Origin of the sequence: Pseudomonas grandcourensis (assembly GCF_039909015.1) — a bacterium.
GTDB lineage: Bacteria > Pseudomonadota > Gammaproteobacteria > Pseudomonadales > Pseudomonadaceae > Aquipseudomonas > Aquipseudomonas grandcourensis.
In genome coordinates this window covers 579484-594192 of record NZ_CP150919.1, presented here as the reverse complement: position 1 = coordinate 594192, position 14709 = coordinate 579484, and the positions used below count along the sequence as shown (strand labels likewise).

Sequence of the window (14709 nt, the reverse complement as noted above, 5' to 3'; positions counted from 1 at the left end):
GGCGCTTGAAAGGCCATATCATCCGTGAATATGCGTTCCGACTCCAGCGCAAAGCGCCGAACTACGGGTTAAATCGTAGTTCGGCGCTTCTAAGTCGCCTAATTGAGGTTTTCGACGAGCAGCGCATCGACCCGCTGGAAGCCACGCGGCAACTTATTGCCACGACGGCCACGTTCACCCTTGTAGTGTTCGAGGTCGTCCGCTTTCAGTGACAAAGTACGTTTCCCGGCCTGCAACACCAGCGTTGCACCGTCCGGCAATACGGCGATGTCCGTCACATACTCTTCACGACTGGCCACTCGCTCACCGGGAATCCCGATGATCTTGTTGCCTTTGCCCTTACCTAATTGTGGCAGGTCGCTGATCTTGAAGATCAGCAGGCGACCTTCGGTCGTCACCGACGCCAGCCAGTTCTGCTCACGATCGGCCACAGGGCGCGGCAGCATGACCTTGGCGTTGTTCGGCAGGCTCAGCAGGGCCTTGCCGGCCTTGTTCTTGGCCTGCAGGTCTTCACCCTTGACCACGAAACCGTAGCCGGCGTCGGAGGCGATCACGTACAGCGCATCGTCTTCCGGCATCAGCACGCATTCGAAACTCGCCCCTGGCGGCGGCGTCAGGCGACCGGTCAGCGGCTCGCCCTGGCCACGGGCCGACGGCAAGGTGTGCGCAGCCACCGAATAACTGCGGCCGGTGGAGTCGATAAACACGGCAAACTGGTTGGAGCGCCCGGCTGCCAGCGCCTTGAAACCGTCCCCGGCCTTGTAGGAAAGCCCGGTGGCGTCGATTTCGTGGCCTTTGGCGGAGCGAATCCAGCCTTTTTCCGACAGCACCACCGTCACTTTCTCGTTCGGAAGCAGATCGTGCTCGGTCAGGGCCTTGGCTTCGGCGCGCTCGACAATAGGCGACCGGCGGTCATCACCGTAGGTTTCAGCGTCCTTGATCAGTTCGCTGCGCACCAGTTTTTTCAACTTGGTTTCGCTGCTCAGCAGGGCTTGCAGCTTGGCTTGTTCCTTGAGCAATTCATCCTGCTCGGCACGCAGTTTCATCTCTTCCAGTCGCGCCAACTGACGCAGACGGGTGTCGAGGATGTAGTCGGCCTGGATTTCACTCAGGGCGAAACGCTCGATCAGCGCAGCTTTCGGATGCTCCTCGGTACGGATGATGTGGATCACTTCATCCAGGTTGAGGTAGGCAATCAACAAACCGTCCAACAGGTGCAGGCGACGCTCGACCTTGTCGAGGCGGAATTGCAGGCGACGACGCACGGTCTGCACCCGGAACTCCAGCCATTCGACCAGCAGCGCACGCAGGTTCTTCAGCTGCGGCTTGCCATCCAGGCCGATGATGTTGATGTTGACCCGGTAGCTCGACTCCAGCTCGGTGCTGGCGAACAGGTGCTGCATCAGCGCGTCGTGGTCAAAATTCTTGCGGGCACCCGGGATGATCACGATCCGGCACGGGTTCTCGTGGTCGGATTCGTCACGCAGGTCGGCGATTTGCGGAGCCTTGGACGGTTTGGCCTGCATCATTGCGGCGATCTGTTCCAGCACCTTGGCGCCCGAGACCTGATGCGGCAGCGCGGTGACGATGATGTCGCCGTCTTCGATGTGATACACGGCGCGCATGCGCACCGAGCCCTTGCCGGTTTCATACATTTTCAGCAGATCGGCGCGCGGGGTGATGATTTCCGCTTCGGTCGGGTAGTCCGGGCCCTGGATGTGTTCACAGAGCTGTTCGACCGTGGCCTTGGGCTCGTCGAGCAAGCGCACGCAGGCGGTGGCGACTTCCCGCAGGTTGTGCGGCGGCACGTCGGTGGCCATGCCCACGGCGATACCGGTGGTGCCGTTGAGCAGAATGTTCGGCAAACGTGCCGGCAACACCAGCGGCTCGTCCAGCGTGCCGTCAAAGTTCGGCCCCCAGTCCGCCGTGCCCTGACCCAGTTCGCTGAGCAGCACTTCGGAGTAACGCGACAACCGCGCTTCGGTGTAACGCATGGCGGCGAAGGACTTGGGATCGTCCGGCGCACCCCAGTTGCCTTGGCCGTCGACCAGCGTGTAGCGATAGCTGAACGGCTGGGCCATCAGCACCATGGCTTCGTAGCAGGCCGAGTCGCCGTGAGGGTGGAACTTGCCGAGCACGTCACCGACGGTACGCGCCGACTTCTTGTGCTTGGAATCGGCGTCCAGCCCCAACTCGCTCATCGCATAAATGATGCGGCGCTGTACCGGTTTCAGGCCGTCGCCGATATGCGGCAAGGCACGGTCCATGATCACGTACATGGAGTAGTTGAGGTAGGCATTTTCGGTGAAGTCAGCCAGCGAGCGGCGTTCTACACCGTCCAGGCTGAGATCAAGGGAGTCGCTCATGCGGGCCTCATCGGTTCGTTGTCTGGCGCAGCAGCATGGTGCCACCGCGCTGGGTAAATTCAAGTTTGTTCAGTGCGCTCATGCCGAGCAACACCTGATCGCCATGCAGCCCCGGGGCCACCAGTGCGCGTACATCCCGCAGCACGATGTCGCCCAGTTGCAGGCGTTCGATACGGGTGCGATAGCCCTGGCTCAGGCCATTGGCCGTGCTCAGGGTCACGCCGAATCCTTCTTCGAGCTTCAAGCGCCTGGCCAGGTCCAGAGGAATCGATACATCGGTCGCCCCGGTATCGAGCATGAAGTCCACCGGCTGGCCGTTGATCTGGCCGCTGGCGACGAAATGCCCCTGCACATTGCTTACCAGTTTCACCTCGATGAAACCTTCGCCCTGCTCCGAACTGACGACCACATTCGGATTTTGCTGACGCGCTTCCCATTGGCCGAAAAACCGCGTGGCCAGAAACAGCGCCGCACACCAGGCCAGCACCATGAACACCCGGCCGATTCGCTGCCCCGGGCTTTGTTGTCTCATGGATTGGCACTCCAGCCACCTTCCGGTGCAGCGAAGCGCCAGACCACCGGACGGACTTCGCCATCGGCGCGCGCGCCGAAGTTATTGTCGACGCCGATCCAGGCGCCATCGGCATCCACGATCAACGCTTCTTCCAGCCCGTAATTCTGTGAATAACGACGGTTTTCCTGCAACAACTCGGCGGCGTACGACCAGCAGCGCTCGACCTTGGCTGTCTGCGCATCACGGCGGCAGATCTGGAAGGCATTGCGTTCAAGAGTGAACAGCTTGCCGTTGAACAGCGACAGGTCAGAAAAATCCCGCGGGACAGCCTTGGCATGGGGAAACTGCTCGGGCTGCATTTCCATGCCCGCCTCGCTCAGCAGCACGCAGCCACCGTCGCAATCCCACAACGTCTGCTTACGCTTGATCATCAACAGTCCCCGGCCTTGACGCTCGGCGGCGAGCCACATCTGATCCCCCGCCGGATTGATCACCAGCCCTTCGAACAGCGCATTGAATTGCAACAGCAGGCCTCTGGCCCGTGCTTCGCGAACCATCATCGGCGAAATTTTCAGCCAGGTGGCAGGCCCCGTTGACGGCACTTGCAAGACAGCGGCATGGCCTTCGCTGACGATGTAGCGATTGCCGGCGCTGTCGCAGGTGATGCCTTCGAAGTCCAGATCACCGCCACGCACGAACGAAGCCCCCCAGACGCGAGACTTCAACCCCCAAGGCAAACCGCTGTCAGGCACCGTCGGTACGTCGATGTGCACCGTTTCGGCCTGCCATACGGATTCGCGGGTATCGAGGCGGTAGATCTGGTCATCGTCGCGGTCGGAAACCGCCCACAGGTCATTGCCGCACTGCGCCAGCCCGGACAGGTTGCCGCCGCGCATGCCTTCGACGGCATGCCCGGACAACAGGCGCAGCTGTGGCGCCGGCTCGGCAAATACCGTAATCGACGTCAGCAGCAACCCACAGGCCAGGGCAAAGCCCAGACGCATCAGCCCAGCACCTCGGCCAGGTTGCCCTTGGACTCCAGCCAGGTCTTGCGGTCACCGGCGCGTTTCTTCGCCAGCAGCATGTCCATCATTTCCGAGGTGGCCTCGAAATCTTCCAGGGTCAACTGCACCAGACGCCGGGTGTTCGGGTCCATGGTGGTCTCGCGCAGCTGCGGCGGGTTCATTTCGCCCAGGCCCTTGAATCGGGTGACCTGCGGCTTGCCGCGCTTCTTCTCGGCCACAAGGCGATCGAGGATGCCATCGCGTTCGGCTTCATCGAGGGCGTAGTAGATCTCTTTGCCCAGGTCGATGCGGTACAACGGCGGCATCGCGACGTAGACGTGTCCGGCATCCACCAACGGGCGGAAATGCTGGACGAACAAGGCGCACAGCAAGGTCGCGATATGCAGACCGTCGGAGTCGGCGTCGGCGAGGATGCAGATCTTGCCGTAGCGCAGCTGGCTCATGTCCGCCGCGCCCGGATCGACGCCGATGGCCACGGCGATGTTGTGCACTTCCTGGCTGGCCAGCACTTCGCTGCCGTCGACTTCCCAGGTATTGAGGATCTTGCCGCGCAACGGCAGGATCGCCTGGAACTCCTTGTCCCGCGCTTGCTTGGCGGAACCGCCGGCGGAATCACCTTCCACCAGGAACAGCTCGGAACGCATCGGGTCCTGCCCGGCACAGTCGGCCAGCTTGCCCGGCAGCGCCGGGCCTTGGGTAATGCGTTTGCGCTCGACCTTCTTGCTGGCCTTGAGGCGACGGCCGGCGTTGTTGATCGCCAGTTCCGCCAGCAGCATGCCGGTTTCCGGGTTGGCATTGAGCCACAGGCTGAACGCATCCTTGACCACACCGGAGACGAACGCCGCCGCTTCACGGGACGACAGGCGCTCCTTGGTCTGGCCGGAGAATTGCGGTTCCTGCATCTTCATCGACAGCACGAAGGCGATGCGTTCCCAGACGTCTTCCGGCGCCAGCTTCACTCCGCGCGGCAACAGGCTGCGGAATTCGCAGAACTCGCGCATGGCGTCGAGCAGGCCTTGGCGCAAACCGTTGACGTGGGTGCCGCCCTGAGCTGTCGGAATCAGGTTGACATAGCTTTCCTGCACCGCGTCGCCGCCTTCCGGCAGCCACAGCAGCGCCCAATCCACGGCTTCCTTGTTACCGGCAAAAGCACCGCAGAACGGTTCGTTAGGCAGGCGCTCGAATTCGCTGACCGCATCCACCAGGTATGAACGCAGGCCGTCTTCGTAATGCCATTCGACTTTCTCGCCGGTGGCCTTGTCTTCAAAACTGACCAGCAGCCCCGGGCACAACACGGCCTTGGCCTTGAGCACGTGTTTGAGGCGGCTGATGGAGAATTTCGGGGAGTCGAAGTATTTCGGATCCGGCGCAAAGAACACGCTGGTGCCGGTATTGCGCTTGCCGACCGTACCGATGATTTCCAGCTCGGTGGCCTTGTAGCCATCCTTGAAGGTCATCTGGTACTCGTTGCCGTCACGCTTGACCCGCACCCGCGTTTCGGTGGACAGGGCGTTGACCACGGAAATACCCACCCCGTGCAGACCGCCGGAGAACTGGTAGTTCTTGTTGGAAAACTTGCCACCAGCATGAAGCTTGGTGAGGATCAACTCGACGCCCGAAACACCTTCCTCAGGGTGAATGTCCACCGGCATGCCACGGCCGTCATCGCTGACTTCCAGGGAATGGTCGGCATGCAGGATCACCTGTACCGATGTGGCATGCCCGGCCAAGGCTTCGTCGACACTGTTGTCGATGACTTCCTGGGCAAGGTGGTTCGGCCGACTGGTGTCGGTGTACATGCCGGGGCGTTTGCGCACCGGGTCGAGGCCCGAGAGGACTTCGATGGCGTCTGCGTTATAAGAGCTAGCGCTGGGAGTGGCCATGGGGTCTCGTCGTCAGTGTTCGGTGAAAAAGGAATTCATGGGGCTATCGCTCACAATGCGGTGAAATCGATTGCCTGATACAAATCGGCGCCAATGCCGGCAAAACTCAACATGGCCGGCAGTCGCGTGGCAAACCCCTGGAAACTGTGGTCGCCGCCGGCCTGGATACGCAAGGCGCATGCCCGGTAATACTGCTGGGCGAGGCGATAGTCCAGCGTTTCGTCAGCTGTCTGCAACCATACCTGATAACGCTGCGGCTCCTGGGGCGCCGGCACTTCCAGTTCGGCCAGGGCCGTCACGTGGTCGTGGGTCATTTCCCAAGTCTCTTCGGTATACAGGTTTTTCTGCGTCCCCAGAAATCCGTCGAACATCCGGTGCGGGCTGACGGCAGGGTTGATCAACAGGGCTTTCAAGCCAAGGCGCTCGGCCAGGTGAGTGGCATAGTAGCCGCCGAGCGAGCTGCCGACCAGCAGTGGTCGCCCCAGCTCGGCGATCGCCTGTTCCAGCTGCTCGATAGCGTGGCGCGGGTGGTGGTGCAATGCCGGAACACGCAAGTGTTCGCTCAGGCCCAGGCGCTCCATCACCTCGATCAACTGGCAGGCCTTCTTCGACAACGGCGAGCTGTTGAAGCCGTGGATATAAAGGATCGAACCGGACATTTGAGCTCCCTGTGCGTCGGCTAAAGAGGCGGAGTCTACTGGATTTATCAGTAGCCGTTGGAGCCGTAATCCACAGTGAAATCAAACCCGGTAACCCGCTCCACCCCGGTTTCCAGCCGCCCGTCGGGCAGCAGTCGCAGCCAGCGATAGCCCGGTGACTGTTCCCCGACCTTGAAATCCTCGCTGCCGGGCTCGAACTGGATGCAGGTCGAAGGCGAGGCGATCAACCGCACGCCATTGCGCATCTGGTCGATTTCCTGATGCACATGCCCCCACAACACCGCGCGCACCTGCTCGAAACGGTCCAGCACGGCGAACAGCGCCTCGGGATTGCGCAAGCCAATCGATTCCATCCATGCACAACCGATGGACACCGGGTGATGGTGAAAGCACACCAGATGATGACGCTCCGGCGCTTCGCTCAACGCGCGGGCGAGCAACTGCAGCTGCTCATCCTCCAAATAACCCGGCACCGAGCCGGGCACCGCCGAATCAAGCAGGGTGACCCGCCAGTTGCCGATATCCACCACAGGTTCCAGCAAAGCGCTCTGCACCGCCGCCTCGGCCATGATCTGCGGTTCATCGTGATTGCCGGGAATCCAGCGCGCCGGCGCATCGAGCTGGCGTGTCATGTCACGAAACTGCTGGTAGGACTCCAGCGTCCCGTCCTGGGACAGGTCACCCGTGGCCAGGATCAAGTCAATCCGCGGCTGTTGCGCGCGCACCAGCTCGATGACCTTTTGCAGGCTGTCGCGGGTGTTCATGCCCAGCAATGCGCCGTCCGCTTCGGCAAACAGGTGGCTGTCGGAAAGTTGCACCAACAACGCCGGATCGGCGGTGGTCAATGTGGATACGCTCGGCAAGGCGTTCTCCCAGGGCGTGATCACGGGGATGGGTAAGTGCCGCAATTATGCTGGGGGACGATCGAAAGGGGAAATCTGCGAACCTGACGCAGTTCACATCTGCGGCTCAGAATTAACGTACCACTTCGTACTCATGCCCCAGCGCCAAGCAATGGCTCAGCCATTCGCCCAGAAACATATTCAGCTGGGCCTTTTCGTCCGGCTGGTGCATCGAGGCATTCGGGTAAGGATAGATGCCGCGAAAGCGTCGTGCATGTTCGGCGCTGACCACTTCGGCCATGCGCGCGTCGTGATAGACCTGCACTTCCAGTTGCGGCACCGGCAGCCAGGGCAGGCTATGCTCCTGACGCACTTGCAGGGTCGTGGTGTAAGGACAGGTCAGCAGCACTTCCAGTGCCAGCACACCGAGCATCTGGTCGCCGTGGGTCACGGCGATGCGCCGCGCGGCGGGCTCGCTGCGCATGTCCGGCAACAGTCGCATCAGGCGCGCGTAGTTCGCCTCGCATGACGTTTGCAGCCCCACCAGGTCCACCCGATAGCGATCGCGCAGCTTGTTTACGACCATAACCCCCTCACTTCAACGCGGTTCAAAGCCAGCCATTGCAAGGCAATGATGCTCGCCGCGTTGGCAATACGCCCGTCGCGCACGGCTTGCAGGGCATCTTCGAAAGCCCAGACCGTGACGCGGATGTCTTCTGCCTCTTCCTCCAGCCCATGCAGGCCGCCAACCCCGGTAGTGTCGCAACGCCCCAGGTACAGATGCACGAATTCGTTGCTGCCGCCCGGCGATGGAAAATATTTGAGCATCGGCCAGAGCGCCCCGATTACCAGCCCAGCTTCCTCCTGCGCCTCGCGGTGAGCAACTGCTTCCGGTACTTCATCCTTGTCGATCAGACCAGCGACCAGTTCGATCAGCCACGGGTTGTCGGTCTTGCCCATGGCACCGACGCGAAACTGCTCGATCAGCACCACTTCATCGCGCTGCGGATCGTAAGGCAGCATGCATACCGCGTCATGGCGAACGAACACTTCACGATTGATCTCGCGGCTCATGCCCCCGGCGAACAATTCGTGGCGCAAGTGCACGCGTTCGAGTTTGTAGAAGCCCTCGTAGCACTTTTCGCGCCGCACGATATCAACGGCGGTCGGAATGGCGTTGGCAAAATCCGTCATGACTATCCTCTTTTACTGCAAATCCTGTTCGAGGCTGTTTTTTCCTGGGCCTCGACTTCGCGCCATCCTAACGCGCCCGTGACGTTTGATGCAGCCCCTTTCCCGTCAGCGGGATGGACGGTGAGGGCGAAACCCACTCTAATTAGCTTAGTGGCGAACTGACTGCTTTGTTGAGAGTCGAAGCCGGTAACTTTTTGCCTTCCCCTGTTTCAGAAAGGACGCTCATGTCGCTTTTCAAAATCGCCTCCGTGGCCGCCATCGCCCTGACCCTGGGCGCTTGCGCGAGCCTGTTCCAGCCCAACTACCGGACGCCGCTGGAAACCACCCGCGACGCCTCCGAGCAACTCAAGCCCGGTTGCAGCAACCCGGATTGCCCGCTGGTCAACATCGACACCCTGCACTTCCCGGCCGAACCGGCACTGGACGGCATCATCGAAAATCGCCTGCTGCAATTGACCCGCACCTCACCTGACGCCCCCGTCGCGCCGACCCTGGTGGCCTATCGCGAAGAGTTTTTGCGCACCGCCGGCCCGCGCAACAGCAGCTATCTGCAGGCAAAGGTACGTGAGCAGCATGACGGCTTGGTGATCATCGAATTGTCCAGCTACCTGGACACCGGCGGAGCCCATGGCACCCCGGGTCGCGGGTTCATCAACTATTCACGTCAGCAGCATAAAGTGCTGACGCTGTCGGACATGCTGGTGCCAGGGCAGGAAGACGCGTTCTGGAAAGCCGCGCAGGTGGCACACAACAGCTGGCTGATCAGCACCAAGCTCGATCAGGAACCGGAGTTCGTGAAGAGCTGGCCGTTCCAGAAAACCCAGAACGTGGCGCTGACCTACGGTGGGGTGATCCTCAAGTACGAAACCAGTACCATCGCGCCTTATGCGCTGGGCCATGTCGAACTGAAGATCCCCTACCCTCGCCTGAACGGTATCATCAAGCCCGAGCTGTTTCCCGGCCGTAACTGAAGGCACGGCCCAGCACTAGCTGGAGCAACCCTGCCACTACCAGTGCCGGCAGGGTTGCGCCGATATCCGGATACAGGTTGGCCAACAAGTGATAGGTGCTGACCCCGCCCAGCCAGGCGAGCAGCGCCGGCCAGCGCAATGCGGCCGAGGCCACCTGGGCGCTGCGCTTGCGCAGGATGAAGTGGTCCACCAGCACTACGCCGAACAACGGCGCAAACACCGAACCGATCAGCAACAGGAAGTTCTGGTACTGGGCCAACGGCGCCAGCAGGGCAATCAGCGTGCAGATGACGCCGATGGCCAGGGCCAGGTGCTCGACTTTGGCGCGCAGCAGAATCCCGCTGGACACCGCCGCCGAGTGAATATCGGCAAAAGCGTTTTCCGACTCATCCAGAAGAATCAGCAGCAGCGGAATCCCCAGGCCGGCGCCGGCCAGCGCCAGCAGCAAGGCATTGACTTCACCGCTCGGCGCGAACGCCAGGGTGTAGGCCACGCCCAGGCTCATCAGCCAGAAATTACCGATGAAGAAACCGATGGCGGTGCCACCGAAGACGTTTTTCGCCCGTTTGCCGAAGCGCGAGTAGTCGGCGATCAGCGGCAACCACGAGAGCGGCATGGCAATGGCGATGTCGAAGCCCACGGCGAACGGCATCGATCCGTCACCGGCCTGGGCCCACAGCGCGGCCAGATCAGCCTTGGCGAACAGGTTCCAGGTCAGCCAGACGCATGCGGCCAGCAGCAGCCAGATGCCCCATTTGCGCAGGATCTGCCGTACGAACGTCAACGGACCACTAACGGCCAACAAGGTCGCCAGTGCACCGAAGAACAGCGTCCACAGCACGGGATTGGACAGCAGGCTGCCTTCGCTGAAGGCTTTGGCGCCCAGCAGGCTGGCGGCATCGCGCATGACGATGATTTCGAACGAACCCCAGCCGATCAGTTGCAGCAGGTTCAGCACCGCCGGCAGGCTCGCGCCTTTGGCACCGAGGCTGAGCTTGAGCGCGGCCATCGACGACAGGCCGGTGTCACTGCCGATCACGCCAACCGCAGCCAGCAGCAAAACGCCGACCAGGGTGCCGAGGAAAATTGCCAGCAACGATCCGGACAGGCCCAGGCCCGGCGCGAGCAATGCACCGGCCTGCAGGACCATCAGGCCGATGCCGAGGGAGAACCACAGGGAAAACAGATCGCGGCCGCCGAAGACGCGTTTGTCGGTCGGCACTGCGATATCAGGTGAGTAAGTGCTGGGTTGAATGCTCAAGGGTGTTATCTCAGAGGGACACATTTTGTTATTCGGATCTTCGTTGCCTGCTCGCGATGGCGGCGGTGCGTACACCGCCGACCTCAGCTCAGATCAAACTTTCTGATACAGCTGACTGCCTTCCTGCTTGAAGCGCTCGGCCTGTTCGGCCATGCCCTGGGCGACGTCCACGTCGACCGCTTCGATCCGTTGGTTGGCCGCATACTCGCGGACTTCCTGGGTGATCTTCATCGAGCAGAATTTCGGCCCGCACATCGAGCAGAAGTGCGCGACCTTGGCCGAATCCTTCGGCAGGGTTTCATCGTGATACGAACGCGCGGTGTCCGGATCCAGGCCCAGGTTGAACTGGTCTTCCCAACGGAATTCGAAACGCGCCTTGCTCAAGGCATTGTCACGGATCTGTGCCCCCGGGTGCCCCTTCGCCAGATCGGCGGCATGCGCGGCGATCTTGTAGGTGATGATCCCGGTCTTCACGTCATCCTTGTTCGGCAGGCCCAGGTGTTCCTTCGGCGTCACGTAGCAGAGCATGGCGCAGCCGAACCAGCCGATCATCGCCGCACCGATGCCGGAGGTGATGTGGTCGTAACCCGGCGCGATGTCCGTGGTCAGCGGGCCGAGGGTGTAGAACGGCGCCTCGTCGCAGCACTCCAGCTGCTTGTCCATGTTCTCTTTGATCAACTGCATCGGCACGTGGCCCGGGCCTTCGATCATGCACTGCACGTCGTGTTTCCAGGCAATCTTGGTCAGCTCGCCGAGGGTCTCCAGTTCGCCGAACTGCGCTTCGTCGTTGGCGTCGGCAATCGAGCCTGGACGCAGGCCATCGCCCAGCGAGAAGCTGACGTCGTAGGCCTTCATGATTTCGCAGATGTCTTCGAAATGGGTGTAGAGGAAGTTCTCTTTGTGGTGCGCCAGGCACCACTTGGCCATGATCGAACCGCCACGGGAGACGATGCCGGTCACGCGCTTGGCGGTCATCGGCACGTAGCGCAACAGCACGCCGGCGTGGATGGTGAAGTAGTCGACGCCCTGCTCGGCCTGCTCGATCAGCGTGTCGCGGAACAGCTCCCAGGTCAGGTCTTCGGCCGCACCGCCGACTTTTTCCAGAGCCTGGTAGATCGGCACCGTACCGATCGGCACCGGCGAGTTACGGATGATCCACTCGCGGGTTTCGTGAATGTGCTTGCCGGTGGACAGGTCCATGACCGTGTCCGAACCCCAGCGAATGCCCCAGGTCAGTTTCGCCACTTCTTCTTCGATGGACGAACCCAAGGCGCTGTTGCCGATGTTGCCGTTGATCTTCACCAGGAAGTTACGGCCGATGATCATCGGTTCCAGTTCGGTGTGGTTGATGTTGGCCGGAATGATCGCGCGGCCACGGGCGATTTCGTCACGAACGAATTCGGGGGTGATGATTTTCGGCACGCTGGCGCCGAAGCTGTGACCGGCGTGTTGCTGGTCCAGCAGGCCGGCGGCGCGGGCCACTTCCAGCTTCATGTTTTCGCGGATGGCGACGTATTCCATCTCGGCGGTGATGATGCCTTGGCGCGCGTAGTGCATCTGGCTGACGTTGGCACCCGGCTTGGCGCGGCGCGGGTTGTTGACGTGGGCGAAGCGCAGCTTGGTCAGCTCCGGATCGGCAAGGCGTTCCTGGCCGAAATTCGAGCTCAGGCCGCTCAGGCGCTCGGTGTCGCCACGGGATTCGATCCACGGCGAACGCACATCAGCCAGGCCTTTGCGCACATCGATGATGACATTAGGGTCGGTGTAGGGGCCTGAGGTGTCATACACCACCACCGGTGCGTTGACCTCGCCACCGAAGTCGGTCGGCGTCACGTCGAGGCTGATTTCGCGCATCGGCACGAGGATGTCCGGGCGAGTGCCCTGAACATAGATTTTTTGTGAGCGGGTAAACGGCTGAACCGATTGCTGATCGACCTTGGCCGAGTCACTCAGGTTGGTGGCGATTTTTGCTTTTGTAGTCATCACGGGTTCTCCAGACACACATCCAGGCAGTGGATTTTTGTCGGAGCGAACCTGTAAACGAATGGACGCACGGGCGCTGGGAAAACCAGCTGTGCTGTGCTCAGTGCTCGAGGGGTGTTCGATTGTCGAACAACATCCCGGACGAAGCACAAGAGGACTCGCCGGGTGACGAGAAATCTTGTTCCCTACGCAGGCGCTAACCTGATCAGGTTCAACGGGATCCGAAATTATTCGATCTCAGCCTCATAGCAAGGCACCCCGACAAGAACCCGGCCAGTCTAGACACAACTGGCAAAGAACGCCAACCCCACTGCAAATACCGTGATGAATGGCGTAATTACACGCAGTATCAGGATTGTTGCCGCCCCAATGCACAACTACACTCGCTACGCTGAGCCGGCATTGACGCTGTCAAAGCGGGGCCTTAGCCTTGGCGCTCAAATTACCTCTGTAATATCAATTCTAGGGATCGTCTATGCTGCGCAAACTCTCACTGGCCCTTGCCGTGTCTTGTGCGTCCAACGGAATGGCCTGGGCAGCAGATGTGCCCTTATCGGCCAAGACGGACCTGGTCAGCGTGTATCAGGAAGCCGTCAACAACAACGCCGACCTGGCGGCTGCCATCGCCCAATACGGCGCGCAGAAAGAAGTCGTGCCCCAGGCCCGCGCCGGGCTGCTGCCGAACCTTTCGGGCGGCGCCAATGTTTCCGAGGTGCGTACGTCGCTCGATCAACCTTCGGGCACGACCAACCGCGATGCTCACTCGTACCAGGCCACCCTGGCGCAACCCTTGTTCCGCGCCGATCGCTGGTTCCAGTTCCAGGCCGCCAAGGAAGTCAACGAACAGGCTGCCCTGCAACTCTCGGCGACCGAGCAAAACCTGATCCTGCAAACCGCTGACAGCTATTTCAACGTGCTGCGCAGCCAGGACAACCTGGCCTCGACCAAGGCCGAAGAAGCGGCGTTCAAACGCCAGCTCGATCAATCCAACGAGCGTTTCGATGTCGGCCTCTCGGACAAGACCGACGTATTGAACTCACAGGCCAGCTACGACACCGCACGCGCCAACCGCATCGTTGCGCAGCGCCAGGTGGACGACGCCTTTGAAGCTTTGATCACCCTGACCAATCGTCAGTACAACTCGATCTGGGGCATCAGCCATAACCTGCCGATCCTGCCGCCAGTACCGAACGACGCCAAGGCCTGGGTCGAAACGGCGGGCAGGCAAAACCTCAATCTGTTGGCCAGCAACTATGCCGTCAGCGCCGCCGAGCAGACCCTCAAGCAACGCAAGTCCGGGCACTTGCCAACGGTTGACGCGGTCGCCCAGTACGAGAAAGGCGACAACGATGCGCTTGGCTTCAGCAACCCGAACAACCTGCCCCAGGCGTACGGCGGCAACGTCGAACAAACGACCGTGGGCCTGCAGCTGAATATCCCGATCTACAGCGGTGGCTTGATCAACTCCCAGGTGCGTCAATCGTATGCACAACTGGATCAGACCGAACAGCAACGCGAATCCCTGCGCCGGCAGATCGTGGAAAACACCCGCGACCTGCACCGTGCGGTGAACACCGATGTCGAGCAGGTACAGGCGCGCAAGCAATCGATCATCTCCAACCAGAGCGCGGTGGAAGCGACTGAAATCGGCTATCAGGTGGGTACGCGAAACATCGTCGACGTGCTGGATGCGCAGCGTCAGCTCTACACCTCAGTGCGCGACTACAACAACACCCGCTACGACTACATCCTCGACAACCTGCGCTTGAAGCAACAGGCCGGCACGTTGAATCCGGGGGATCTGCAAACCCTGGCACGCTGGCTCAATCCGAACTACAACCCGGACAAGGACTTCCTGCCTCCGGATCTGGCCAAGGCGGCAGAGGAGCAGCTGAAAGCGCGGCCTGATCAGTAAAAGCAAAAGATCGCAGCCTGCGGCAGCTCCTACAGGATGAACATCAATCCCATGTAGGAGCTGCCGCAGGCTGCGATCTTTTTCTATCCGACGACT

At 61.1% G+C, this 14709-nt stretch carries 12 protein-coding genes and 1 riboswitch; of the genes, 2 read left to right on the top strand and 10 right to left on the bottom strand.

Translation table 11 applies throughout. The features are described 5' to 3' along the window. Positions 1-98: 98 nt before the first annotated feature. From parC to AABM52_RS02515, 8 genes are all read right to left on the bottom strand, one after another. A complete protein-coding gene (gene parC, locus AABM52_RS02550; RefSeq protein WP_347910280.1) occupies positions 99-2366 on the bottom strand; it encodes a DNA topoisomerase IV subunit A in 2268 nt (755 codons plus the stop codon). Positions 2367-2373: 7 nt separating this feature from the next. Continuing rightward, a complete protein-coding gene (locus AABM52_RS02545; RefSeq protein WP_347910279.1) occupies positions 2374-2898 on the bottom strand; it encodes a TIGR02281 family clan AA aspartic protease in 525 nt (174 codons plus the stop codon). Then, positions 2895-3884, bottom strand: coding sequence for an esterase-like activity of phytase family protein (locus AABM52_RS02540; protein WP_347910278.1), 990 nt, complete (start codon positions 3882-3884; stop codon positions 2895-2897). The genes AABM52_RS02545 and AABM52_RS02540 overlap by 4 nt, the downstream gene beginning before the upstream one ends. Continuing rightward, positions 3884-5788 carry a DNA topoisomerase IV subunit B gene (gene parE, locus AABM52_RS02535; RefSeq protein ID WP_347910277.1) on the bottom strand — a complete coding sequence of 635 codons (1905 nt, stop codon included), beginning with the start codon at positions 5786-5788 and terminating at the stop codon, positions 3884-3886. Before parE ends, AABM52_RS02540 begins: the two co-directional genes overlap by 1 nt. Before the next feature lie 50 nt (positions 5789-5838). Next, positions 5839-6447: a YqiA/YcfP family alpha/beta fold hydrolase gene (locus AABM52_RS02530; RefSeq protein ID WP_347910276.1), complete on the bottom strand. Its 609-nt coding sequence runs from the start codon at positions 6445-6447 to the stop codon at positions 5839-5841. Positions 6448-6494: 47 nt separating this feature from the next. Next, a complete protein-coding gene (cpdA, locus tag AABM52_RS02525) occupies positions 6495-7310 on the bottom strand; it encodes a 3',5'-cyclic-AMP phosphodiesterase (protein ID WP_347910275.1) in 816 nt (271 codons plus the stop codon). Positions 7311-7422: 112 nt separating this feature from the next. Further along, positions 7423-7875 carry a DUF1249 domain-containing protein gene (locus AABM52_RS02520; RefSeq protein WP_347910274.1) on the bottom strand — a complete coding sequence of 151 codons (453 nt, stop codon included), beginning with the start codon at positions 7873-7875 and terminating at the stop codon, positions 7423-7425. After that, positions 7866-8483, bottom strand: a complete 618-nt coding sequence (locus AABM52_RS02515) for an NUDIX domain-containing protein (RefSeq protein ID WP_008016925.1) — start codon at positions 8481-8483, stop codon at positions 7866-7868. Before AABM52_RS02515 ends, AABM52_RS02520 begins: the two co-directional genes overlap by 10 nt. Positions 8484-8707: 224 nt before the next feature. Here AABM52_RS02515 and AABM52_RS02510 point away from each other — a divergent pair, with 224 nt between their 5' ends. Further along, the gene (locus AABM52_RS02510) at positions 8708-9454 is read left to right on the top strand and encodes an RsiV family protein (protein WP_347910273.1); all 747 of its coding nucleotides are present in this window, start codon (positions 8708-8710) and stop codon (positions 9452-9454) included. On the opposite strand, the gene cytX is transcribed toward AABM52_RS02510, so the two are convergent. Then, the gene (cytX, locus tag AABM52_RS02505) at positions 9423-10715 is read right to left on the bottom strand and encodes a putative hydroxymethylpyrimidine transporter CytX (protein ID WP_347910272.1); all 1293 of its coding nucleotides are present in this window, start codon (positions 10713-10715) and stop codon (positions 9423-9425) included. The two genes, AABM52_RS02510 and cytX, sit on opposite strands and share 32 nt — an antisense overlap. A 93-nt stretch (positions 10716-10808) precedes the next feature. After that, a complete protein-coding gene (gene thiC / locus AABM52_RS02500; RefSeq protein ID WP_046039775.1) occupies positions 10809-12698 on the bottom strand; it encodes a phosphomethylpyrimidine synthase ThiC in 1890 nt (629 codons plus the stop codon). A gap of 165 nt (positions 12699-12863) precedes the next feature. Beyond that, positions 12864-12969: riboswitch (TPP riboswitch) on the bottom strand. Positions 12970-13173: 204 nt separating this feature from the next. On the opposite strand from thiC, the gene AABM52_RS02495 reads away from it, so the two are divergent. Beyond that, on the top strand, positions 13174-14613 hold the full coding sequence (locus tag AABM52_RS02495; protein WP_347910271.1) for a TolC family outer membrane protein: 1440 nt from the start codon (positions 13174-13176) through the stop codon (positions 14611-14613). Positions 14614-14709: the final 96 nt, after the last annotated feature.